Source organism: Micromonospora sp. NPDC004540, from assembly GCF_040610095.1.
Lineage (GTDB): Bacteria > Actinomycetota > Actinomycetes > Mycobacteriales > Micromonosporaceae > Micromonospora.
Genome location: NZ_JBEXLR010000085.1, coordinates 1 through 21671, shown reverse-complemented (window position 1 = coordinate 21671; position 21671 = coordinate 1). Strand labels below are relative to the sequence as shown.

The 21671-nt window shown below is 68.1% G+C and carries 15 protein-coding genes; 8 read left to right on the top strand and 7 right to left on the bottom strand.

The annotated features are described in order from the left end of the window. Positions 1–45: 45 nt before the first annotated feature. From ABZV78_RS24100 to ABZV78_RS24090, 3 genes are all read right to left on the bottom strand, one after another. The gene (locus ABZV78_RS24100) at positions 46–3006 is read right to left on the bottom strand and encodes a BTAD domain-containing putative transcriptional regulator (RefSeq protein ID WP_355641969.1); all 2961 of its coding nucleotides are present in this window, start codon (positions 3004–3006) and stop codon (positions 46–48) included. Positions 3007–3236: 230 nt separating this feature from the next. Further along, entirely contained in the window at positions 3237–5198 is a 1962-nt protein-coding gene (locus ABZV78_RS24095) for a hypothetical protein (RefSeq protein WP_355641967.1), read from the bottom strand. A gap of 94 nt (positions 5199–5292) precedes the next feature. Continuing rightward, positions 5293–7104 carry an Hsp70 family protein gene (locus tag ABZV78_RS24090; protein ID WP_355641965.1) on the bottom strand — a complete coding sequence of 604 codons (1812 nt, stop codon included), beginning with the start codon at positions 7102–7104 and terminating at the stop codon, positions 5293–5295. A 274-nt stretch (positions 7105–7378) separates the two neighbouring features. Between ABZV78_RS24090 and ABZV78_RS24085 the strand changes: the two genes are divergently transcribed. Further along, positions 7379–8329: a DUF6745 domain-containing protein gene (locus ABZV78_RS24085; protein WP_355641964.1), complete on the top strand. Its 951-nt coding sequence runs from the start codon at positions 7379–7381 to the stop codon at positions 8327–8329. Positions 8330–8551: 222 nt separating this feature from the next. On the opposite strand, the gene ABZV78_RS24080 is transcribed toward ABZV78_RS24085, so the two are convergent. Continuing rightward, entirely contained in the window at positions 8552–8767 is a 216-nt protein-coding gene (locus ABZV78_RS24080) for a hypothetical protein (RefSeq protein WP_355641962.1), read from the bottom strand. A gap of 164 nt (positions 8768–8931) precedes the next feature. Here ABZV78_RS24080 and ABZV78_RS24075 point away from each other — a divergent pair, with 164 nt between their 5' ends. Further along, on the top strand, positions 8932–9546 hold the full coding sequence (locus ABZV78_RS24075) for a DNA-binding response regulator (protein WP_355641960.1): 615 nt from the start codon (positions 8932–8934) through the stop codon (positions 9544–9546). Here ABZV78_RS24075 and ABZV78_RS24070 read toward each other — a convergent pair. Continuing rightward, a complete protein-coding gene (locus ABZV78_RS24070; RefSeq protein WP_355641958.1) occupies positions 9506–12433 on the bottom strand; it encodes a TIR domain-containing protein in 2928 nt (975 codons plus the stop codon). The two genes, ABZV78_RS24075 and ABZV78_RS24070, sit on opposite strands and share 41 nt — an antisense overlap. Then, positions 12430–12969 (bottom strand): hypothetical protein, encoded by a 540-nt coding sequence (locus ABZV78_RS24065; protein ID WP_355641956.1) that lies wholly within the window; start codon positions 12967–12969, stop codon positions 12430–12432. The genes ABZV78_RS24070 and ABZV78_RS24065 overlap by 4 nt, the downstream gene beginning before the upstream one ends. 754 nt (positions 12970–13723) lie before the next feature. Here ABZV78_RS24065 and ABZV78_RS24060 point away from each other — a divergent pair. The 3 genes from ABZV78_RS24060 (at position 13724) to ABZV78_RS24050 (ending at position 17747) form a co-directional block, all read left to right on the top strand. Further along, a complete protein-coding gene (locus ABZV78_RS24060; protein ID WP_355641955.1) occupies positions 13724–14173 on the top strand; it encodes a hypothetical protein in 450 nt (149 codons plus the stop codon). Next, complete coding sequence (locus ABZV78_RS24055; protein ID WP_355641953.1) at positions 14160–17297, top strand: caspase family protein; 3138 nt, start codon at positions 14160–14162, stop codon at positions 17295–17297. Before ABZV78_RS24060 ends, ABZV78_RS24055 begins: the two co-directional genes overlap by 14 nt. 132 nt (positions 17298–17429) lie before the next feature. Then, positions 17430–17747 carry a hypothetical protein gene (locus tag ABZV78_RS24050; protein WP_355641951.1) on the top strand — a complete coding sequence of 106 codons (318 nt, stop codon included), beginning with the start codon at positions 17430–17432 and terminating at the stop codon, positions 17745–17747. Positions 17748–18039: 292 nt separating this feature from the next. Here the strand turns inward: ABZV78_RS24050 and ABZV78_RS24045 are convergent, their stop codons facing one another. After that, on the bottom strand, positions 18040–18714 hold the full coding sequence (locus ABZV78_RS24045; protein WP_355641949.1) for an HNH endonuclease family protein: 675 nt from the start codon (positions 18712–18714) through the stop codon (positions 18040–18042). A gap of 367 nt (positions 18715–19081) precedes the next feature. On the opposite strand from ABZV78_RS24045, the gene ABZV78_RS24040 reads away from it, so the two are divergent. From ABZV78_RS24040 to ABZV78_RS24030, 3 genes are all read left to right on the top strand, one after another. Further along, entirely contained in the window at positions 19082–19534 is a 453-nt protein-coding gene (locus tag ABZV78_RS24040) for a hypothetical protein (RefSeq protein WP_355641948.1), read from the top strand. 400 nt (positions 19535–19934) lie between these two features. Further along, positions 19935–20558: a hypothetical protein gene (locus ABZV78_RS24035; RefSeq protein ID WP_355641946.1), complete on the top strand. Its 624-nt coding sequence runs from the start codon at positions 19935–19937 to the stop codon at positions 20556–20558. Between the two features lie 40 nt (positions 20559–20598). Further along, positions 20599–21456, top strand: coding sequence for an HNH endonuclease signature motif containing protein (locus tag ABZV78_RS24030; protein ID WP_355641944.1), 858 nt, complete (start codon positions 20599–20601; stop codon positions 21454–21456). Positions 21457–21671 lie beyond the last annotated feature (215 nt).

The window sequence follows — 21671 nt, the reverse complement described above, 5'->3', positions numbered from 1 at the left end:
CGTCCGGTGAATCGTTACTGCTGGAGGTGAGCGTGGCGTTCGCGGTCACTCGGCGCCTCCCTCCGTGTTGAGCAGACGGCGGTTGCCGGAGGCACTGCCGTGGCGGCGCAGGTCGGCGATGAGTCGGTCGGCGAGGGCGAGCGTGTCGTCGCTGGGTTCGGCGTCGATGTCGTTGAGCCGGCGTGCCAGGGTTCGGCGCAGCATCCGGATGCCCTCGACATCGCCGAGGTCTGCGCGGGCTCGCATCGCTGCCTGGTACAGGGCTTCGTGGTGCGGGTTGTGGGTGATGGCGGCGTCGAGGACGGCCAGTTGTTGCGCGGGGTGTCCTGCGAGGGTGTCCGTGAGCGCGAGGTGCGCGTCGAGGGCTTCCTGGCGTACTGCCTCCCGGTAGGGCTCGATCCATTCGTAGTCGCAGCCGTCGGCGAGGGGGCCGCTGTAGGCGTCGACCGCTCGGCGTAGCGCGCCGGCGCGGGTGTGCGGGTCGGTGGCCTGTGCGGCGTCGCGGATGGCTGTGCGCATGCGCCACAGGTCGATGTCGAGCAGGTCTCGGTTGAGGACGTAGCGGTGGTCGGGGTGGGTGACGTGTCCTGCGGATCTGCTGGCGTGGCGTAGGACGGCGCGCAGTCCGGAGACGTAGGTGTAGAGCCGGCCGGCGGCTTTGCTGGTTGGGGCGTCGGGCAGCAGGTCGTCGAGGACCGCCTCGCTGGAGGCGGCGCCGTCGTGCACCGCGAGGTACACCAGCAGCTCAAGGGATTTGGCGCGTGGTGTGCGGTGCGGGTCTGCGCCGACGACGGCGGGTGCGCCCAGCACCTGGACCCGCACTTGCTTGCCGTCCTCGGGGTCGCTGCCCCTGTCGCTGGCTGCCTGATCTGGCGCCTGCGAATTCTCAGGGAGCCTGGATGCTGGGACGGCGGGGCCGTCCTGGTGCCCGTCTCCTGGCACGGCAGCGGTGCTGCGGGGTTTGTCGGCTCGGGTTTCGCCGTCAGCAGTCGAGTCGGTGAAGGCCCCTTCGGTGTGGGTGGCGGGAGAGGGCGGAGTCTCGGCTGCGGGCGCGTGGGCAGCCTCGGCGGGCACAACGGATAGGCGTTCGGCGGGCTCGGGGACCTGTGGCAGCCCGGTGTGTGACTCCGCGAGGGTCGTGAGCAGGTCAAGGGCCTCGGCCCGGTTAAGAACGGTAAGGCGGTCAATCTCGTCAGGGTGGGTGGTATGCCGGGCGTCGCGATCGCCGGAGGTGGTGGTGCCGTCGGTGTCGACGGTGATGGTGCCGCCGGCGGGCCAGTGGCCGAGGAGAACGCCGTGGATGTTCAGGCGTTGGCCCTGGTTGAGCAGGGCGGCGATCCGGGCCTGCTCGCCGCTGGGGTCGGCCAGCAGCATGACTGGTGGGAGCGGTTCCTCGTAGGGGTTGGCGGCGCGCAGCTCGTCGATGGTGCCGACGTCATGCTGCTGGAGCAGCCGGGTGCGGTGCATCGTCTGCGCTTCGAGGTTCCGCAGGGCCTCGTCCAGGTCGGTGGTGACGGTCAGCCGCGGCGTACGGGGCAGGTTGGCATTGGTGGCGCCGAGCAGCGTCGCCGCAATCGCCGATGGCACGACCACCTCGGTGCGGGCGTCAGGATGTTCGGCGCCACCGGCGGCGAGGGCGGCGGTGAGGAGTCCGCGGGCGGCGGCGTGGGCGCCGGGCCCGGTGAGGCTCAATCCCGCCGAACGCCACGGCGGCGACAGCAGGGTGTGCAGTGTCGGCACGACCGGCCTCGGGCCTTCATCTTCAGCCTGGCCAACGGCAGGGTGCGCGTCGTCGCGGTCCGATGTCCGGTCGTGCCGTTCACCGCTGGCGGTGTGCCGGTCCGGGAAGGGGTTGTCGGCGCGCCGGTGTGCCGGATCACCCAGCTGTGAGTAGCGGGCGGTGGCGCGACGCAGCCCGCGACGGATCTGGGCGACCACCGGCGGCATGGGGGTCAGGGTGGTGTCGTCGAGGCGAGGCCGGTTCGAGGATGTGCGGGGTACGTAGCGGCGTCGGCGGTGGGCCCAGACCAGCGCGACGGCGGCGACGATGGCGCCGGCCAGGCCGAGGTCGACCCAGCTCCCGGTGGGAAGCGACACCCCTGGGGAAGATTTCTCGGCCGGGCGGCTGGTGTCTGCCCTTGGGCTGACCGCGTTGCCTGTTGAGCTGGGTTGGGCGGCGTTTCCGTGGGGGTTCGTGGTGGCGGCGGGTTGCGGGGCGGCCGGGTGTTCGGTGGGCGCTGGCGCCGGACGTGACGGTCGCGGGTCGGAGTCCGGCGCCGCATGCTCGTCGGGATTGCCGCCCTTCGGTGGTGCTGTGTTAGCAGGCGGGCGCGCCGTGGGCGGTGGGTCGGCGTGTGCCGGCAGGTCGAGGGTCCAGCCGGGGTAGATGACGTTCGGGTCGCGCAGCGTGCCGCCGACGTGAGGGAAGTGGGTGCCGCGGTTGAGGGCGAAGATTTCCGGCCAGCGGTCGGCGTCTCCGAGGGTGCGTGCGGCGATCCGGCAGAGGCTGTCTCCGCGCCGCACGGTGTAGGTGGGTGTCTGCGCGGCTGGTCGCGGATCCGGGCTGGCGTGGTGGTGAGACGTGGACGTGGTGGTGGTTGATTCGGCGGCGGGCATTGCGCTGTTGCTCGTGTCGGTGGCGGGGTTGGCGTGTGCGGTGGCGCCCGTGGCGGTGGTGACGGCGGTGGCACCGAGCAGCGCCGCGGTGAGGCCCTGGATCGGGCCGGGAAGGCGGAGGGTCGTCGTCCAGCGCAGCCGGCGTGCCAGCGCGGCGTAGGCGTGGGTGAGGACGGCGGTGGCCAGGAGCAGCCACAGCGCCACTGCTCCGGCTTCGGCGAGGACGATGACGAAACCGGTGCTCATCGGTTGGGCGATCCACTGCCGAGCGGTGGCCGGTGAAGGTAGCTGCGGGGTCCATGTGCCGGTGGCGGCGAGGAGCACCGGCACGGCTGTTGTGGACAGGACGACGGTGGTGGTGGCTGCTGCGCGTGCTGTTCGGAACGTCACCTGGCCTCCCCTCGTGGCCCGCGCTGGCAGGCGAGGGTGCCGCCGGTGCGCGGGGTTGGACGGTGCCGTGACGCTATGGCCGCCGTGGCGGTGATGGGCGGTGATGACGGCTGACAGAACCTGACACGACCTCACACGACCTCACACCCGCAGGTCAGCGCCGCCCCGCGACAGCTCCTGACACGTGGCTGCACGGGCAGATCAATGCTGCTGATGGGTGAGCGGCTGGGTCAGCGCGAGCTCGGCGCGGGTTGGTCGCTGGCGGCGATGCCACCGAGTTGCAGCCGCCTCTGGTAGCCGTCTAGGAGCCGGGCAGCGGCGTCGGCGTCGCCCAGCGCGTTCAGCTGGTCAGCGGCGAGCTGGTGCAGCGTCTGGTTGTAGGGGTCGACGCGGATGGCGTCCTGCAGCAGCCGCAGCCGGTGGTGTGGATCGGTTTGGGCCGCTGCGGCGCTCGCGTAGGCGTCGAGGACGAGCCGGCGGGTGGACTCGCGGGGCGGGTCGATCCAGGCCCAGGTGTGACCGGCGGCGAGGTCACCGGTGTAGGTGTCGATCACCGTTTGCCAGGCGGGTGCGGGGTCGGTGAGGGCGGTGGCGGCGTGGTGGGCGGCGGCGTGCAGCCGCCACAGGTCGACGTCGACTCGGTCGGGGTTCAGGTGGTAGCGGTCGTCGGTGTGTCCGAGGACGGTGGCGTCGGTGGCGGTGCGGATGGCGGCCCGTAGGTCGCTGAGGGTGGTGTAGAGGCGGCCGGTGACGGTGTGGGCGGGTAGCCCGGGCCAGATCGCCTGGACCAGGTCTGTGGTGGTGGCGCCCTCAGGATGCATGGCGAGGAACACCAGCACTTGCAGGGCGGCGCTGCGGCGGATCGTGACGGGCTCCCCGCTGGCGAGGAGAGCGGGCCGGCCGAGCACCCGCACCTGAAGACGGGGGTTGGTGACCGCTGGAATGTCGAGCGCGGCCGCCCGACGGTCATTGCCGGCTTGTCGGGGAATCCGCGCGTGGCCGGTCTCGGCGGGCTGCCGCGGCAGCGGAGCCGGTTCGGTGACGGGGTGCTGCCGCTCACGGGCGGGGTGGGCGATGACGGCGAGCAGGTCCGTCGCGGCGGTGCGGTTGAGGACGCAGAGCCGGGGTCCTGTCCGCCCGGTGTGCTCGTCTCGGGTGTGGCCGTGGCGGTCGATGCTCCAGGTGGTGCCGGGCGGTCCGGCGCCGAGCATCACGACGGTTGCGCCCGCGTAATGCGAGGTCGCGAGTTGGCCGGCCGTCGGAGCGTTCGGCGGGTCGGTGAGCAGCAGCAGGTCCGGGTGGCCTGCTCCCCCACCGGGCGCGAGAGGTGTGTTGATGAGGGAGGAGATCAGCGCGGCCGCTTGGTCGACGGTGCCGACGACGCGCAGGCCGGGAATCTCGGTGTCCGTCGTGGAGATGTCGGGCAGGAGGGTGGTGAGGGCGGTGTGTGTGATGAGCAGGCGGTTCGTGTCTTGTGGGTCTCGCATGGCGGCGAGGAGTCGGGTGAGCAGGATGCCGCGGGCGGCGTCCGGGGCGCCGTCTCCGGTGAGGGCGACGCAGGGTCTGGGCAGGGCTGGCAGTGCCGCGGTGGCGGGTGTGGTGGGCGGCTGCTGGGTGTCTGCGTCGGTGAGGGCTGTGCGGACGGCGGTGACGGTGGTCGGTAGCGGTGCCAGGTCCAAGTCGTCGGGTGAGGGTTGTCCGGGTTGGTAGGCGCGGCGGCGGCGTAGCCACACCAGGGCTGCTGCTGCGGCGACCTGTTGGGCGGTGGTATCGGGTAGCCAGCCCCCGGGCACCGTGATGCCACCGCCGGTCTGCGTGTCGACTGCGCCGTCGTTCGGGTGGAGAGTGCCGGTGGAGGCCGAGACTGGCGGCGATGGTGTGTCCACGGTGGGGATGTGGGCGGTGTTGAGGGCGGCGGCGCCGGCCATGCTGGTGGCCGCCGCCTGCCAGGGTGTGGGCAGCGGTAGGCGGCGCAGCCATCGTGCGCGGGCGCGTGCCCGGCGGGCGGCGGTGACCGCGACGGTGCAGGCCAGGCCCAGCCACACCAGCCAGGCCAGGACGGTGAGCCCGGCGGTGAGCGTGTGTTGGTTCAGCGGGGCGGCGATCCAGCCCCGCAGCTGCGCCCCGGTGGGCCAGGCGGGCAGCGGCGGCCCGGCGAGTGTGGTCAACAGCCACGGCGGTACGACCAGCATGGTCAAGACGAAGGCGGCTGACACGACCCGCCGTGGCCACCTCATCCCCCGCGCTCCCGCCCGGTGACCTGGTCGCAGGCTGTGGGTCGTCGGGTCATCGGGCCGGCCGATGGGGTGGTGGGGCTTGTTGGCGCAGGAGGCGGGTCCACAGCTGGCGCAGCCACCACCCGGCCACGGCGATCGCGTAGATCACTCCGAGGATTCCCGAGGCGGGCCAGCTGACCAGCGCGGCGGTGATGACCGCGAGGGGCGCGCCGAGGATCAGTCGCAGAATCGGCTGAGAGACGACCGCCATGACCGCGCCGATGCCGAGGAGCAGGCCGCCGACGCGTCCGGCGAGGTCGATCCACAGGACCATGTTCGGCCAGCGGTCGGCGGTCAGCGAGTACTGGATCAGTGCCATGCCGAGCCCTGCGGTGATCACCGATCCGGTGGGAAACGCGAGCAGCTTCGACCAGCCGCCGGGTGGGGTGCGCCATTGTCGGGCGGCGACGAGGGCCATCACGGCGGCAGCGGCGATGATCGGGGCGATGGGCAGGAGCGTCCAGCGGAGAAACCCGCCGACGGGGTCGCCGATGTAGAGGCTGCCGAGGACGGCGTACATGCCGGTGACGGCGACGCCGAGGGATGCCGACGCCAGGATTCCGGTGCCCGTCTGGGAGCCAGAGCTCGATGGTGTGCCGGGTGTGAGGCTGGTGCGGGCGGTGATGGCGGAGGCGAGGACCGTGCCGGCACCGAGGCTGGCGATCACGGCGAAGACAGCGGCCACGGCGAGTTCACCCCAGTTGAGCAGCGCCCACTTGTACATGAGGCTGCCGTTCCACTCGGGGGTGAGCAGGAACTGGGAGATCAGCCCGAGCGAGGCGAAGCCGGGCACGGCGATTGCGACCGCCCGCCGCACCGGCGGTACCGGCTCCTCCCCCACCGGCTGCCCGGCAGTGGCATCGGCGGCGCCAGTGTCGGCGGCCCCGCGGGCCGCCGCCAGCGCAGGATCGGCGACCACGGTGGGGGTGATCCCGGCGGTTTCGGTGAGCACCTTTTCCAGTAGTGGCATCCGGGCGACAGCGCCGACGCAGTAGACGCCTGCGAGGTTTTCCGCCCCGATCTCCGCGGCCGCGATGGCCTCGGTCGTCAGTTGGGCGGCGCGGTGCAGGATCGGATGGGCGGCCTGTTCGAGCAGGCCCGTGTTCAGTACGACGGCTGAGCCCTGTGCCTGCGGGATCGTGACCGCGACATGGTCGGCCAGAGCATGCTTGCCGGTTCGGACGCTGGCCAGCAGCGCCCACCGGTCTCCATCGCCTCGTTCAGGGCTGGCGCCGGCGAGCAGGCTGGCGAGGGCGTCGTCGATGGCTGCGCCGCCGGCGGCCGGGTCGGCCAGGGTGGCGAGGACCTCGAACCCTCGCGGGCCGCGTCGCAGGACGGTGACCTCCGCCCCCGCGCCGACGTCACAGACCGCGATGAACGATCCGACCGGCAGCTGCCCCCCTGCGGCGAGGAGATGCCCGGCGACCGCCACCGGCGCCTCGATCAGCGTGGGTTGGGGCAGGCCTGCCCGATGTGCGGCGTGGCGCATCCATGTCCGGCGTCTTGGGCCCCACCCTGCTGGCACGACCAGCCGCACATCCTCGATGTCGGATCCGGCGACCTGCTGCGCCTCGTAGGCGACTCGGCGCAGGGTTGCCGCGACCATGTCGAGGGGATCGACGTCCGCGCCGGCGACGCTCAGCCGCTGGTCGGGAGGCTGCCGCGGGGACGGGATGAACCGATCAGGGGCAGTGGCGGCGGCCTGCCACGCCTGGTGGCCCGTCACCGCGGCCCCGTCCGGGGACAGCAGAACGGCGCTGGGCAGCTCGGGTTCCCCGTCGAACAGTAGCGGCGCCCATGTGCCGTCCGGCCACACGACCACGGCGGTGGTGCTGGCGCTTCCGCAGTCGATCGCTAGTCGCGCCTGCCCCGCTCGCATAGATGCCAGTCAAACATGAGGATCAGGTTCACGTCACCCGTGAATTACTCACAGCCACGGATCAAGGTTCGCGCATCCAGCGGTGGCGGACCACCGCAGCGCGGTGACCTACGGCGACGAAATCGGCGCAGCCACCGGACCTGACCGACCTCGACTTGACCACCTACCGCACCATCAATAGATAGATGTCCATCAGCAGCTCTTCTGGGAGGAAGTCATGAAGCCCGCCATCTACCCGATGACAGCGCAAGCACAAGCCGTAGCGACCAGGTGGACGCAGGCGGCCTTGTCCTGCGAGCCCGCCGACCATGCGCGGGCCGAGGCCGCGGCCCGGCTCGCCTACCAGGCGGCTGGGCTGCCTGAGCCGTCCCGCTTCCTCTGGTGCCCCTCTCCCCCAGCCGCTGTCGAACAACTGCAACGCCTCCTCGAAGACGGGCACACGTCGCTGGTCACGTCGGTGCGGCGCGGCAACCTCAACCGGTCCCTGGCTGCGGTGCGGGCGCCGATCTGGGAACAGACCAGCGAGCTCGACCGGTTCACCGCCTTCGGGGACTTCCACCACTTCATGGAATGGACCGGCTACTACGGCGAGCAGCGCTACGACGGCATCGAAGCCCGCTACAACCTCATGGAGTACCGGTACCGCTGCAACCCGGTCACCGAGCCTGAGCGCAGCGCCCTCGAGCCGGTGCTGGAGACGGTGCGGCGGGTGTACGACTTGGTGCATGGTCCGATCTGGGCGACCATCGACCGCAACCTCACCGCCAGCTACGCCATGCTGTCCGCCTGGTTCTGGGACGTCGGAAGCAGCATCGTCGACCAGGACGACGAAGGACACGCCATCGTCCGCTACTGCCTCAATCCCCGCGACTGGTTCTTCGAGCCGGCCTGGAACTACTATCCGGACTGGCTCCTGCTGGCCACCATCGACACGTACCAGGAGGTCCTCGGCACCAGGCCAGACGCCGCCTGGGACGGATGCAGGGACGTGGCGCTAGCGGCCGGGCCCTGGTGGCCGCTCACCGACGTAGCCGTCATGAGCGAACGGCCCACCACCCTCCGGGTCAACGAGCATGGGCAGCTTCACGCCGAGGACGAGCCGGTAGTCCTCTGGCCCGACGGCAGCCAGATGTGGGCACGCGACGGCAAGGCGCTCCCGCCACCGTGACCCGCCGACGAAAGTAAATCGCAAGGGACAACCCGCAGGCTGTTTCATCCGCGGTTGGGCATCCAGCTACGGCAAGAAGTCACATCCGTCGGTTGAACGTGCCCAGCTGAGCTTTGTCGGGCGGGTGGATTTGACCGACGACCCCTTGTTGCCAATCGTAGCGACCCCGCGGCATTGGGCCGCGTGCACCGGAAAGACGTGGTGTCCGTACGCAAGGACCATCTAGCCCTTGACCACCTTCGCCAGCACGGTGGAGACGACATCCGGCAGAACGGGGATGTCACGCTCCATGAGCTCGTCGCTGATGTCCCGAGCGGTAAGCGCGGGATCTGCGTCATGCAACCTGATGATCAGCTTGACGACGTACTCGTCTAGATCGTCCGCACCTCGGATGATGCGGGAGGGCTTGTAGTAAGGGTCCGTGTGCCCGTATGTCATGGCGCACCTCCAGCCGCGGCCTCTCGACGTTATGAGCGCAGGCGGCTGCTGATCCAGGACACCTTTCTGTCACGGTGGCGCCGCGCAGGTGCACGTTCCTGCCACGGATAGGGTGCTTGCTGCCCGGTGGGGATCTCGGGGTCGGGGAGAGGCAGGCCGGTCACATGGTCGATGTCGCAGTCGTCGACCCGTTGCCCGTGTTCCGGGCTGGCGCAGCGGCCACGCTGGCGGCCGCTGCGCATGTCGTCGAGCAACCATCCGATCTGCTCGCCTGGGCGCGAGAGCATCCGACCTCGGTCCTGGTGCTGACCCTCGGGTCGGAACGGGATTGGTCACTACTGACCACTGTGACTTACCGCTACGCTGCCGTGGCCGTGGTCGCGCTGACCTCCGACCCGATTCCAGCCGTCGGCGTCCGGGCGGTATGGGCGGGAGCCCGTTGCGTTCTGCCCCGCTCGACGTCGCTGGAAGCTCTACGGCAAGCGGTGCAGGCGGCAGCTGACGGCGTGTCCATCCTGCCAGCCGAGGTCCTCCGCGCTTTGGGCGGGCACGAGGGTGCGGAATCCCTGAACATGCCTCGACCGTTGTCGGAGGAGCAGCTGTCGTGGCTCCGTGCTCTTGCCAGGGGTAGCACGGTTACCAGACTGGCATCCCTGGCCGGTTACTCGGAACGTGCGATGTACAGGCTGCTCCGTAGCCTCTACGCGCAGCTCGGCGTCCGCAGTCGTACCGAGGCCCTCATCCGGGCGCAGAGTCTGGGTCTGATCGACCCGCGGTGATTCCGCCCCTGAAAGACCTAATGATCGGGTCCAGCGTGAGCGCGGCGGACTGTTGCCTGAGCACGACTAGCATCTTCAGCATCCGGCGAGCCATGCCGGGGGGACGCCGGGTCCCGGCCTGGTGGAACACCTCGGTCGCGGCGGCAAGCGGGTCGCCGCGGCAGACATGCAACCCACAAACGGCGAACCCGATGAAGTCGAGCGCCGCGAAGTCCCGAGGGTCGCTCCTGTGTATGGCCTTCGCCTCGTCGAACAGTTGAACGAAATCCGTCCGTGCCGCCGGGGGATCGTTGCGCAGCCGCGTCAGCGCACGAATGGCAATAACGATCAACGCATCCCCGTGAGCTCTGCTGCGCGCTGCGGGCACGATCGCCTGCGCGGCCTTGTTAGGTCGCCGCGCGAGCAGGTATGCAAGGGCAAGGGTGGTTCGCGCCCTGCGGAACACGCGCCGGTCGCCGTCCACCAGCGCCCGTTCGCTGCTGCTCTCCGCGATCCTCACCGCTTCCGCCACGATGGGTAAGCGATCATCGATGGGGTCAATGGCATCGAGAAGACGGGTGGCAGTAGCCTCGGAGCACTCGGCGACCAGTTGGCCGGTCCTTTGAACCCGCTCGATGAGCACGAGGGCCGTCGTGGCGTCGCCCTGCTCCATCGCGCTACGCGCTCGCGCAAGATCCAGCCGCGAGGACTCCAGCGGCCCGAGTTCCTTTAGAACGCGGGCTTGGTCCTGCAGCGAAAACGCTTTTTCGTACTCGCCCCACCGCAGATGGCAGTCAGCGAGACCGTTCAGCGCTTCCGCCTCGCCCTGCCCATCGCCGCTCTCCCCGGCACGCTCGATCGCTTCCTGGTAGCGGCGTTCCGCGCCTGCGGTGTCGTGCAGGAGCCACAACGCGTGGGCCAGGTTGCTGATCGTCAGCGCGCGATCTTTGGGCTGGCCGGCCGACGCCGTCAATTCGACGGCACGTTCGAACATGACCCGGGCATCCTCGAACCGCCCCTTGTCGACGTAAATCTGCCCGAGCCCGTTGCACGTCACGAGCTCGGCCTCCGGTCCGAGACGGCCCTGCAATCGCAGGCGCGGACCGAGGAGCAGTTCGTGGCGATTGAACTGCACCAGCAATGACTGCAGACTCTCGACCCGACCGAACGCGCGCCGGTACCGCCCCGCTGTCAGCAGGATGTCAATCTCATGGAGCAGCGGATCCAGTTGCTCGACCTTCGTGACTGTTTGTCGTCCGCGGTCGGCCATGACCTCAGCGGCAAGCAGCAGCAGCTCCTCACCTCGACGTGGCATGGCTGCCAACACGAGATCCCGGTCGGCATCGCGGACATAGAACAGCCCGGCCGCCGTGTCGATGATGCGCCGCTTGACGAGCCACTGGAGCACATTTTCGACGCGCTCCTTGCCATACTCCGCGGGTAGTAGAGCTCGGATGGCCTGCTCGTTTACCGGGGTACCGAACGCAGCAACTGCCTCCAGCACCTGACGCGCCATCGGGTCAAGGGACTCGATGATCCGGTCGAAGACGAATCCGGGCACGCGAGCGACCGGCACGCGAGTGAGCCCGTCGACGACCTCGCCAAGTGATGTGTGTCCGCGTACGCCGAATGTCATGATCAGCTCTGCGAGACGCGGAAGCCCTCGGGTGAGCCGGTGTGCTTTCGCGATGACCCGGTTGGACGTCGACGCGGACACGAGATCACCGTCGTGGTCCAACTGGCGCAACAGCTGCCCGAATTGCTCCAGCAGAAGGCCCTCATCGATGCGGACGTGTCTGGCCAGCATGGCCCAGCTGTGACCGGGGCTCGCGCGCGGCGGCTCGCGGCAGATCAGCACGACTGTAATTCTGTGCTGCTTGCGGCGGGCGTAGAGGCGGTCGAAAACGTCCTCCAGCTCCAGATCGACCAGGCGATGGGTGCTGGGGTCCTGGAGATGATCGGCTGCATCCAGCACGATGATTGCTCGGGCACCGCGGGTCTGCTTGATCGCCCGGTCGATTTGCATGCGGAGACTTTCGTTCGCCCCATCCCCTGGTCGCGCCATTCCCGGTTCACGGCCGGTGAGCACAGAGGCTCCGAGCGGCGAATCTCGCTGCACCAGGTGGTACCGGACGACGGGCGCCTCCCCCCGCTGCCCATCGAGGTCCTCGACGACCCTAGCCAGCTCGCCGCGCACGAGCGTCGTCTTCCCCACTCCGTCCGGCCCGCTGACTATGACAATGCCCGGTTCCTCCCGAGTCAGCTCCGCCCGGACAGCGGCGGCCTCGCGATCGCGCGGCACCCAAGCGGAAGCTGCGCCATTCACGGGGGGCGGGGCACTGCCAACGGACCCGGCTGATCGGTGACCGAGGGCGGCTACGAGCTGATCAATCTCCTGTTCCAACCGGCCGGCTTGGCGCAGGTGAAAGTCGCGGTCGCCGCGACTCTCGTCGCGCAGCTGGTCGCGGTGGTAAGCCAGACGATGCCGCATTCGCTGCAACCGACCGTCGTTGGTATCGCGGAACCTCAGCGCCCGCCGCAGCGCACGCAGGCCAGCGTCACGTCCCTTGCTGAAGTCGACCGTGAGGTGACCCCACGTGCGCTCGAACTCAGTGCCATCCGAGTCAATGCGCAGGTTGACGACCTCGAGCCCCTTGGCCTGTGCGAAGTCGAGTTCCCGTCGGCACACCCGAGAGTTGACCGCAAACCGGGAACGCACGAACATGACCAGCTCGCAGGTCTCCAGCAGAGCTGGGATGCTCTCAACCCAGAGGGTGCCGATCGCGAGACTGAACTTGTCGAGGTGCGGAGTTACTCCGAAGCCTCCATTCTTGAGCTGCCGGTACAGCCAGTTGGCAAATTCGGCGTCGCCGTGATTGTGCGAATAGCAGATGAAGACACGTGTCACGGCTTCGCCGCCTTGGGCAGCGGCAGATTCAACGGGATGACATCCGCGGCCTCAGGCACCCGCAACTGACGACGGACCGCGGCGTAGAAGGCAAGCAGCCCGTCAAGCGTCCGACTCCGTGGGGTGACGGCACCGAACTCTGCCGCACGAGGATCGACACCGGTTAGCGCCTCGGTTCGCAGAGCCCATGCATCCCGGACAACGGCACGAGCGGCCTCCTGCGTCGCGCGACTGCCGAGCAGCCGGACCTCCGCCATCAACTCCTGCAGTGTGCGATGCTCACGGTCGAGCTCCTGCCGCAATGTGCGTCGCTGGTCTGCGTCGAGGTCCGGCGTCGCCTCCTCACTGAGGTCTACCAGGCGACGGGTGCAGGCCGCGAACTTCGCACACGCCGTGTGCAGTGTGACATCCCAGCGAGTGCGGAGCGCCGCGTTAGCCCGGAACCTCTCCAACAGGAGCGTGGGGAGGAAGCCTATGCCCGCTCCGACGACGACGGGAATCAAGGGAATTAGCAGCTTGGCCCAGGTGTCGCCCATCGGCACCTCCGCGATGACGATAACCCTGCGTCAGAGACACGCTACCTTGCGCAGACGACCCCATCTTTCCCAAGGCCAACCGGGGACGCAATGGCGCACCACCAGACAACTTCCCGTCTACGCGACGGGCGGTGGAAGAGAGCGTCCGACGCATCGGGCCGAGAACCTGGGGTGCGCTCGGGCATCGGTCCTCGATGCAGGCACTTGTGGACGGCCCACCGCCTGTCTGTTACGCCAGCACCCGCTGGGACCCCCGCCGTCCCATCCGACTTTCACCTCCTGACCGCAGCGTCCAGTGGAAGGCACCGAGATCCACGGCGCCGCACACGTAGACGCTCCGGATGCCGATCGGGTTGACGTTGCCCCACCGTCTCGACCCGCGGACAGCCCATGCAGGCGGCCCACGAAGGGACGCCTGCCGGAAGCCAGCGGGGGTGAATGTCCTGGTAGTGAAGCGGGTCGACGGCTGCCGGGCCATCGAGGATTTCGACGAGTAGGACAGCGTTCGGAAGCCGGAATGCCTGAGCCGCGACCTCGGCGGCGGTGCCGGTGGCAGGTGGGGATCGGGCCTAGGTAGGTCCCCCAGCCGAGCTGCGCCGGCCAACTACCGGCCGGGTGGGAGTCGTCGTGCATGCCGAGATCCCACCTGCTCGCATGACCACTCGTCGAGACTCCGGCCGAGGTCAGTGTTCAGGCGCTCGGCCACGTCAAGCCACAAGCCGGTCAGACGAAAGCGGTAGTCGAACCTTTAGCGATGGCGGTCGCCTCGAAGTCGGCATCCATATTGGCCAAAGAGCCTATTGTGAGAATCTTGGGGTGGATGGTTGACTGCGGTGTGCGTTTGACCATTGTCGCCGATGCCAGCGCCGATGCCCTTGCCATGAATTCTCTCTATGGATGGCTGTGCGCCGATCACGATCTACGTAGGCAGATTTCAATCTCCCCTATTGCGGCGGATTCGCGTACCCAGATGGGCACGGTAGATGTCCTCAACGTGGTGCTTACGCATACGGTCGCAATTGGAAATCTGATCATCGCCTACTTCACGTGGCGCAGCAGTCGTCCCGCGAGTCCGCATGTGTCGTTTCGCGTTGGCGGGGTTTGCGTCACCGTCCTGGACGCCTCTCCGGGGTCGGTAGCTGCCGCTACCCGCGCGATTGAAGCTGCCATGGCCGTCGAAGGGAGCTCCGATGACGCTGCCTGATCCCATGGCGTCCCGTGCGGTCCTTATCGGCGCCGCCAGCTATGACGCACTAGCAGCCCTGCCCAGCGTGCAGAACAATCTCGATTCACTACGTGGTCTCCTCTGTGACACCGGCGTCTGGGGTCTGCCCGCAGCAAATTGCACGGTGCTGCAGGATCCCGGCAGCGTTGGCGAGGTGCTAGAGGCGATCGACAGCGCGGCCGAAGCGGCAGAGGACACCTTGGTGGTGTACTACGCGGGTCACGGCCTCACTGAACCGAACACCTTCAACTTGTTTCTGGGGCTCCCGGCCGCGGACCTCAACCGCTTACACAGAGCGGTTCGTTACGACGATGTCCGCCGGATCGTGACGCGTAGCAGGTGCCTTTCGAAGGTGGTGCTGCTTGATTGCTGCTTCAGCGGGCAGGCGATGGTGGGCGGCATGTCCGGTACCGGGGAGATCGCCGACAGGGTCCGCGTCGACGGGACGTACCTGATGACGGCATCCGCCGAGACCGCGACGGCTCTCGCTCCGGTCGATGAAAACCTGACGGCATTTACCGGCGAGTTGGTCGCGCTCCTGAATCGGGGCCTGGAGGACGGCCCGGAACTCCTCGATCTGGACACCATCTACTGGCACGTGCGGAACGAACTGGCCTCCAAGGGTCGACCGATCCCGCAGCAGCGGGCCCGGAACGATGGTCGTACGATCGTGCTGGGCCGCAACCGGTGGGGCGCGCATCGCGCCGACTTAACCGATCGCACCCCGCGACTGTCACTGCCGCAGCCTCCCGAGGATCTCGCGCACGCCGTCGGGCTGCGTCCTCGGGCGCTTTTGTCCGCGGTGGCCGATCTCCGCGACACCGGCCGATCTGTCGACGCTTCTCGCCTGCTGGCCGCAGTGGGGGCGTGGCGTGGCGGCCAGGAGGTAGCCGCCGTGCTCGACGAACTGCGTCGAACCACCTGGGCGACGGCCGGCGCAGCGGCCGTCGTCACCGGCGCCGCCCACAGGCCAGGGACTGAGATTGTAGACCTGGTCGAGGTGTTCGAAGGCATCAATCTCCTGGCCGAGATTGACCAGCTGACCGCAGCCGTCGCCGCCACCAACACAGATCAAGTAGCCGCCGTGTCCAGAGCGCTCTCCGCACACCACCGGGAGCGGGCCGACGCCCTGCTGGACGCTGCCGTCGCCGCGCGGCAGGGCGATCCGTCATCGATGATCCTGCTCGTCGGGGCCTTGTGGACGACCGGCCAGCAGGCGGCGGCCGAGAGGATGCTCGACCGAGCCGCCGCGCGGATGGCGTCGGCCGACGCCGCCTCTGTGGCCGATGCAATACGCGACGCCGGCATCGAAGGCGCCGCCTTCCGCTTGTATGCATCCTGTATCGACGTCATTAAGCGCCGCTCGCCCAGTGAAACCGTACCGCTGGCCGCCGCGATGCGAGCAGCCGGACAAGACGACATCGCCGACCGGCTCGTCGGAGCGACGGTCGAGGGATGCCAGGGCGGTACACAGATGATCGATCTTCTGGCGGCGCTCTGGACTGCCGGCATGGCCTCGAGTGTCACGACCGCGCTCCACCACGCGGCGCGCCGCTTCGCCGACGCAGACCTCGTGCAGCTCGCCGAACGGATACGGGAACACGAGCACCCAGACGTTGCCCTCACGCTGCTCACCACCGCGGCGGCCGGACGACCCGCAGAAAGTACCGTCGCCTACGTCGAGGCGCTGCGGCAGGCGGGTCGGCCAATCGACGCGGTGACCCTGCTCACGGCCGCTGCCGAGGCGTCCAGCATCGAGGACCTTGTCGCAGTCTCGTCCGGGTTGGAAGAGGCCGATCTCGGGGACTGGATAGACCGGTTCCTCGCCGCCGGTATAACCGGCCGTCCGGCCCGCGCGGCGGCGCTCCTCGAGCTGGTATGGGCCTCCCCTATCAGCGGTCGCGGCAGCATTCGTCGGGCCGTCCGCCGGGCAGTCGAGAAGCAGCCTCTGGGTGACCTGATGGCCACCGCCGTCCTGCTCAACGAGGCGGGGCGCTCGAATCTCGCCCAGCATGCTCTGTCGCTCGCGGTTAGCCGGCACGACGAGGTCGACGCCGTCGTCTTCGCCAACGCCCTAGGTGACCACGTCGCCGCCGACCCCGGTTTCGTAGTCGAAGTCGTTGCACTTATCCCAGAGCCGGCCTTCCTCGATGCGCTGCTGCGCGAACTCACCCAATACGGTGGTCTCCCGCAAGAGCAGGCTCTGACGACCCTACTTCAGACCGGACGCCACAGAGCCGTCGCCGATGCCCTGGTCAATTTGCGTGGCACGTCATCCGGCGGCGTCATACCCGCATTCTTGACCGCAGCGGCCGGAATGCCGCCCAGCGACGTGCTCGAGTTCACACGGTATCTACTGTCAAGACCGGGAGAGCAGGGCAGAGAGGAGGCCAGTGCCGTCCTAGAATGCGCAGCCAGTGTCGCCAACGTCAACGCGCTCGCCGAACTCGTACAACTTCTCGTTGGAGCCGGCCGGTCCGACGACGCCACCACGGTCATCGCAGCCTTCCGGCGGTACCGAGGGCACACCAACGAGTGCTTCCTCCTGGCGTCGCTTCTCAAGCAGAGGAAGCAGGACCACTGGTGCGAGATGGTTCTCGCGGACCGGCAATGGCTTCCGACGAGTGCTGTTGGCGACCCCAAGGCGACGGCGATTGCCGAAGTCATTCACAACGAAGGGGGAGCCCGAGGCCGGTGCTACCGCTACCCCTTCGAGCAGCGACACGCGGAGCGCATCCGACGATCGCTTGAGTTGAAAGATGCGTCGCTGCTTCTGGTCATCGAATGCGGCACCGCGTTCTTCGGAAATTACCTTGCGCTGACCGACAGGGGGCTCGTGTACGGGCGGGGACTTCGCCGCCGGTCGACGTTCACCTACGGCGACCTTGCGAAGGTCACCCTTACCCGGCGCGACTTCTACACCATCGACATCACGGCACATGGCCGCCGCGACTGGTTGTCGCTTAACAGCAGCAACGTGGACGCCGGTTGGGTTGTCGGTCTACTCGGAAAAATCACACGCCTGGTCGCCAACTTCCCTCGAGAGGCAGCACCATCACCGCCGAACCCCGGAGTGTCCGAGAGGTTCTCGCGCCCACGGTAGCGGGCGCCCTGTCTCTCGGCACACGCAACGGGGTGACCGTCCGGCACGACCGAGCCGCCTACCCTGTTGGTGTCGGTGCCGGGGGGCGGATGACCGTCCGAACCGCCACTGGGCTTCTTCGAGGAAGTCCGCATGCTGGGCTTCGTCCCACTCCCGCATGCTTGGGTACCGGTCTCGGCAGTACCGCCGGTGCAGGTGATCGACGAACTGGGTCCGCTCGTCGTCGTTCGCCAGCCGCAGTCCACGATCGTCGTTGCCCGCTCGCAACACGGCACCACCGTCGGGCTCGACAGTCAGGGTGATTTCATCGTCGCGCGGATCAGGCGCACGAGCGGCCAAGTACGCGAAGTAGATGTAGCGGTAGTCGAACTCGGCGTGGCGGTCGTGCACCCAGTTAAGCCATTGATCCATCAGCGCCAAGGCCCACGGTTCCATACGTCCCTCCCCTAGGTCCCCGCCGGGGCTACGCCACTCCCCCGCCATAGATCCAAGGCTATTGAATGGCCGCACTCACCCGTGCGGACGGCGCGGCCACGTGGGCTCGGCCCACCGCCACTGTCGTCGCAGTCGGCAGTGGTGGTGGAGGAGGCGGCAAGCCTGGGGTTGAGCTTGCCGCCCGTTGACCACGTCACTGCTATCCGGCCATTTGCCTCCTCGCCTCGGAAGCCCGCACTTGCTTTCCGGTCGCAGCCCGCCCGGCGGCAACCTCGGGGGGCTATGAGCGCGCGGACTCTATGGGGCGTCAGGAGCTGCAGGTGCTCAGCATGCTTTGCAGGGCCGACTTCTCCGACGACTGCAGGGTCAGACTCCAGGTGTACTTCACGGTGATCCACATCTTGCTGTAGGTGCACCGGTAGGACGACAGCGGCGGCTGCCAGGTGGACGGGTCCTGGTCGCCCTTGGCCTGGTTGACATTGTCGGTGACGGCGATCAGCTGCGGGTGGCTGAGGTCGTTGGCGAAGCTCTGCCGCCGGCTGGTGGTCCAGCCGCGGGCACCTGAGCGCCACGCCTCGGCGAGGGGCACGACGTGGTCGATGTCGACGTCGGAGGCGGCGGACCAGGTCGCGCCGTCGTATGGGCTGTACCAGCGGCCCGACACGGCGGCGCAGCTGCTGTCGGTGACGACGGAGGTGCCGTCGCGCTTGAGGACGGTTTCGCGGGTGTTGCAGGTGCCGCTGATGGTGATCCAGTGGGGGAACAGGTCCCGGGAGTAGCCGCTCGTCGAGCCCTCGGACTTGACGGTGAGGGCGTTGAGCTGCGACTGGGCGGTCGACTTGGACGGGATGCCGGGAGGCGTCGCGAGCGCTGGCGCAGCGTCGACGGCGAGCAGGTAGGTGCCGGCGAGGGCCACGGTGGCTACGGCGGTTAGGGCTCGCCGCCGCAGTGAGGTTCGGGGGGACTGTCGGGTGACTGGCATGAAGGCCTCCTCGGCAGCGCGGTGAACAGCGACCATCTCGGCCGAGCATGTCCATTGAAGGTTGCCTTTGTGAAGGGGGGAAGAGGCTTCTGCGAATACTGGCCCGGACCGGCCTCCCTGTGCCGCCCCCGGTGGCCGGGCGGGTGTGTCTGTTGCTGCTGGCGGGTTGGTGCGTGTCGGCATGGCGACGGAATGGCGAATCCCGGCTGCAGCGGCGTTTTAGAGTGCGGTTGTCAGGCTGGTAGCGCAGGGTTGGAGCGACGGTGGCCAACGACCTGATCGTGATGAGGGACTGGGCAACCTGAACCGGCGGGAATCTGGCCCTCGAACGGCGTCCGGCGATGGCGCGGAGGTGGACTTCCGGCTCGTGGTCGACGAGGCGATCGCCTCGGTGATCCTCTCCGGACTGGTCCAGCTAGGCCAGCATGCGCGGGATAGGGCGGCGGCCGGCGGCACCGCCCTGATCCGGGCCCAAGTCGTGCCCGTCAACGAGCTCCGGCCTACCGCGATCGGGCACAACCGCAGCTTCGGCTTTGGAGAGTCACGCACCGGTGACCAGTACCAGACCGATGTGGCACCGGCAGAGGCCGCGGCAGCGCTGGAGGACCTGGCCACGCCCGGCTCGCAGCTCGTCGCCGCGGCGGCGCTACTGCTCGACGAACTCGGCCAGGCGTTCGGCGTGCCGGAGATGGGTCAGGTGACCCGCGACGGCAGGATCCGCCGTCGATACTGGGGGACCAACACCGGTCGCCGGCAGGCCATCGAGAAGTGGGCGGCCGACCACGGCATCGAGGTCGTCGACGAGGTGATCCGACCCTGACCGACTGGCGATCACCACCCGCTGCCGGCGAGCCAACAGGGACGGAAGGCGCCAGTTGCGCCAATCACCCGAAACGACAGCTACTAGAGTCGCGCGAACGCCCCCGCCGGTCGGTTGGGGGCGTTCGCTGTGGCCTGGACGACCAACGGTCGATGCGCTCGACCCTATCCTCGGATCCACCACATCCGGCCGGTCCTGGCATCCGCGAGACGCCCGCATCATCAGACTTGGCCTGCACTGCCAGATTGATGCCGCCCTTGGAAACGACGTCACGGTGACCATCGCCGCGAACCGGCAGCGATCCACGTCCGGCTACGTTCAGCGGTAGTGACCGCCACCCGGCGGTAGACGAGTGCGTGCCCATCGCATCGGGGTGGCCTCGATACGCGAGGATTGTGGGATGTCTCACCCTGCCGCCCGCCTTGACCCGCACATCGTGGCGCTAGTTGACCACGTCCGACGTGTGGAGCTATCCATCGAGGCCCACCCCCACAGCAGCTACGGCCACATCGGTGCCATTCTCGTCGATGCGATTCTGCAGGCTGGGATGCGATACGAGACGGTTAACGCTCGGGCACGGCGGTTTCGCTCCGACCAGCCCGGCGCCGATACAACAAGCGGTCTGTTGGCACTCGGCGGCCCCGACCGCCTACGTGAGGTTCTCAAGTGGCCGGGCAGGAAGCCAGACCGCATCCATCGACTTGCGCTCCACCTGGCCGACCATGGCGTGAACACCGTCGGCCAACTTGCGGTCTTCCTGAGTGACCCCGAGAACGTCACCGGGCTCCGTTCGGTAAACGGTGTCGGTCCGAAGACTGCAGACTACCTCTGCATCCTCGCTGGCAGGCCGACCGCAGCAGTCGATGTTCATCTTCGTTCGTTTGCATCTGAGGCCGGGGTTCGGGCTCTCTCATACGCCGACCTGCACAGCTGTTACCTGGGTGCCGCTGACCGCCTTGCGGTAGATCCTCGGGACCTAGACCATGCGGTGTGGAGGTACGTCTCCGGCCGCGCGATACAGTGATCGTCGTGAGGCCCCATCTGGCACCCCGCGGGATGACGACATGCAGAGGGTTAGCACGCCGATGGTAGGCCAGGCAGACGGGCCAAGGAACGAGTTCGTCTACCCAGTTAATGAGAACGATCCAGAAGAGTGGGGATACGACGAGCCCGTACTCGACACATTTCGAGCCGTCCGGCCAGGCGACATCGCCGATTGGCACCTTGGCAGCAGCTTCCGCCTGATGAGGGCCGGCGACACAATCTGGGTGTACGCAGGCGTCCCCTACTCTCGGATCGTCGCACGCGGCGTTGCCACTGATGATCCTCGCTGGTCAGAAGACGGCAACCACTGGCGGGTCTACATCCAGTGGGACACGCAGACGACCCGGTACCTTCTCTCCGCCTCGACGCCACCCGAGGTCCTCTCCTCTTCACCGCGGACCGTACGCAGGCTCGACTTGGACGAGATCAGCCGAATCCAGGACTGGCTCGATGCTGTACAGGCACCGCGACCACAGGTACTGCCGCAGACCCGCATACGGCGACTCCAGCAGGTACTGGACCGGCAAGGCCAACCAGCATTCCGGGCCGAGCTCATGAAGGCGTACCGTGGACGGTGCGCGATCAGCGGGTGCGACGTCAGCGACGTGCTCCAGGCCGCGCACATCGATCCAGTCGCTCGTGGCGGTCGCGATCACGTCAGCAATGGCCTTCTGCTGCGGGCGGACCTGCATAACCTTTTCGACAAGACGCTCATCTGGATCGACGGCCGCAACCACATCCGTGTAGATCCGATACTCAGGGACACCGAGTACGCAGAGTTCGATGGAGTCTTACTACGGCGGCCGACCGAATCCGCTAGTCAGCCAGACAAGGCGGCGCTCCGTCGTCACCGAGATCGGGGCCTCCACGGCGAGTAACTCCCGCTCATCGGCGCGTCCGCGCCCCCACCTGTGGACAGTTCCACCGAGCTCGCTGGCGTCTATCCGACTAGCGACAGGCCGCAGCCGACCTCGAGACACGGCCCAGGCGCGTTGTCGGGGTCTGTCAAGAAAACGGTGTAACACGGGTTGTTGAGGACTACTTGCGGGCTGCGGCGAGTCGGCCTTCGAAGGCCATCTCGAAGGCGTTCAAC

What these genes read in the sequence shown, in the direction of transcription:
- ABZV78_RS24095 (WP_355641967.1), bottom strand. Translation starts at nt 5,198, where the DNA reads ATGCTGGTCGTACCGCCGTGGCTGTTGACCACACTCGCCGGGCCGCCG.
- ABZV78_RS24085 (WP_355641964.1), top strand. Translation starts at nt 7,379, where the DNA reads ATGAAGCCCGCCATCTACCCGATGACAGCGCAAGCACAAGCCGTAGCG.
- ABZV78_RS24080 (WP_355641962.1), bottom strand. Translation starts at nt 8,767, where the DNA reads ATGACATACGGGCACACGGACCCTTACTACAAGCCCTCCCGCATCATC.
- ABZV78_RS24075 (WP_355641960.1), top strand. Translation starts at nt 8,932, where the DNA reads ATGGTCGATGTCGCAGTCGTCGACCCGTTGCCCGTGTTCCGGGCTGGC.
- ABZV78_RS24065 (WP_355641956.1), bottom strand. Translation starts at nt 12,969, where the DNA reads ATGGGCGACACCTGGGCCAAGCTGCTAATTCCCTTGATTCCCGTCGTC.
- ABZV78_RS24060 (WP_355641955.1), top strand. Translation starts at nt 13,724, where the DNA reads ATGGCGGTCGCCTCGAAGTCGGCATCCATATTGGCCAAAGAGCCTATT.
- ABZV78_RS24055 (WP_355641953.1), top strand. Translation starts at nt 14,160, where the DNA reads ATGACGCTGCCTGATCCCATGGCGTCCCGTGCGGTCCTTATCGGCGCC.
- ABZV78_RS24050 (WP_355641951.1), top strand. Translation starts at nt 17,430, where the DNA reads ATGCTGGGCTTCGTCCCACTCCCGCATGCTTGGGTACCGGTCTCGGCA.
- ABZV78_RS24045 (WP_355641949.1), bottom strand. Translation starts at nt 18,714, where the DNA reads ATGCCAGTCACCCGACAGTCCCCCCGAACCTCACTGCGGCGGCGAGCC.
- ABZV78_RS24035 (WP_355641946.1), top strand. Translation starts at nt 19,935, where the DNA reads ATGTCTCACCCTGCCGCCCGCCTTGACCCGCACATCGTGGCGCTAGTT.
- ABZV78_RS24030 (WP_355641944.1), top strand. Translation starts at nt 20,599, where the DNA reads ATGCAGAGGGTTAGCACGCCGATGGTAGGCCAGGCAGACGGGCCAAGG.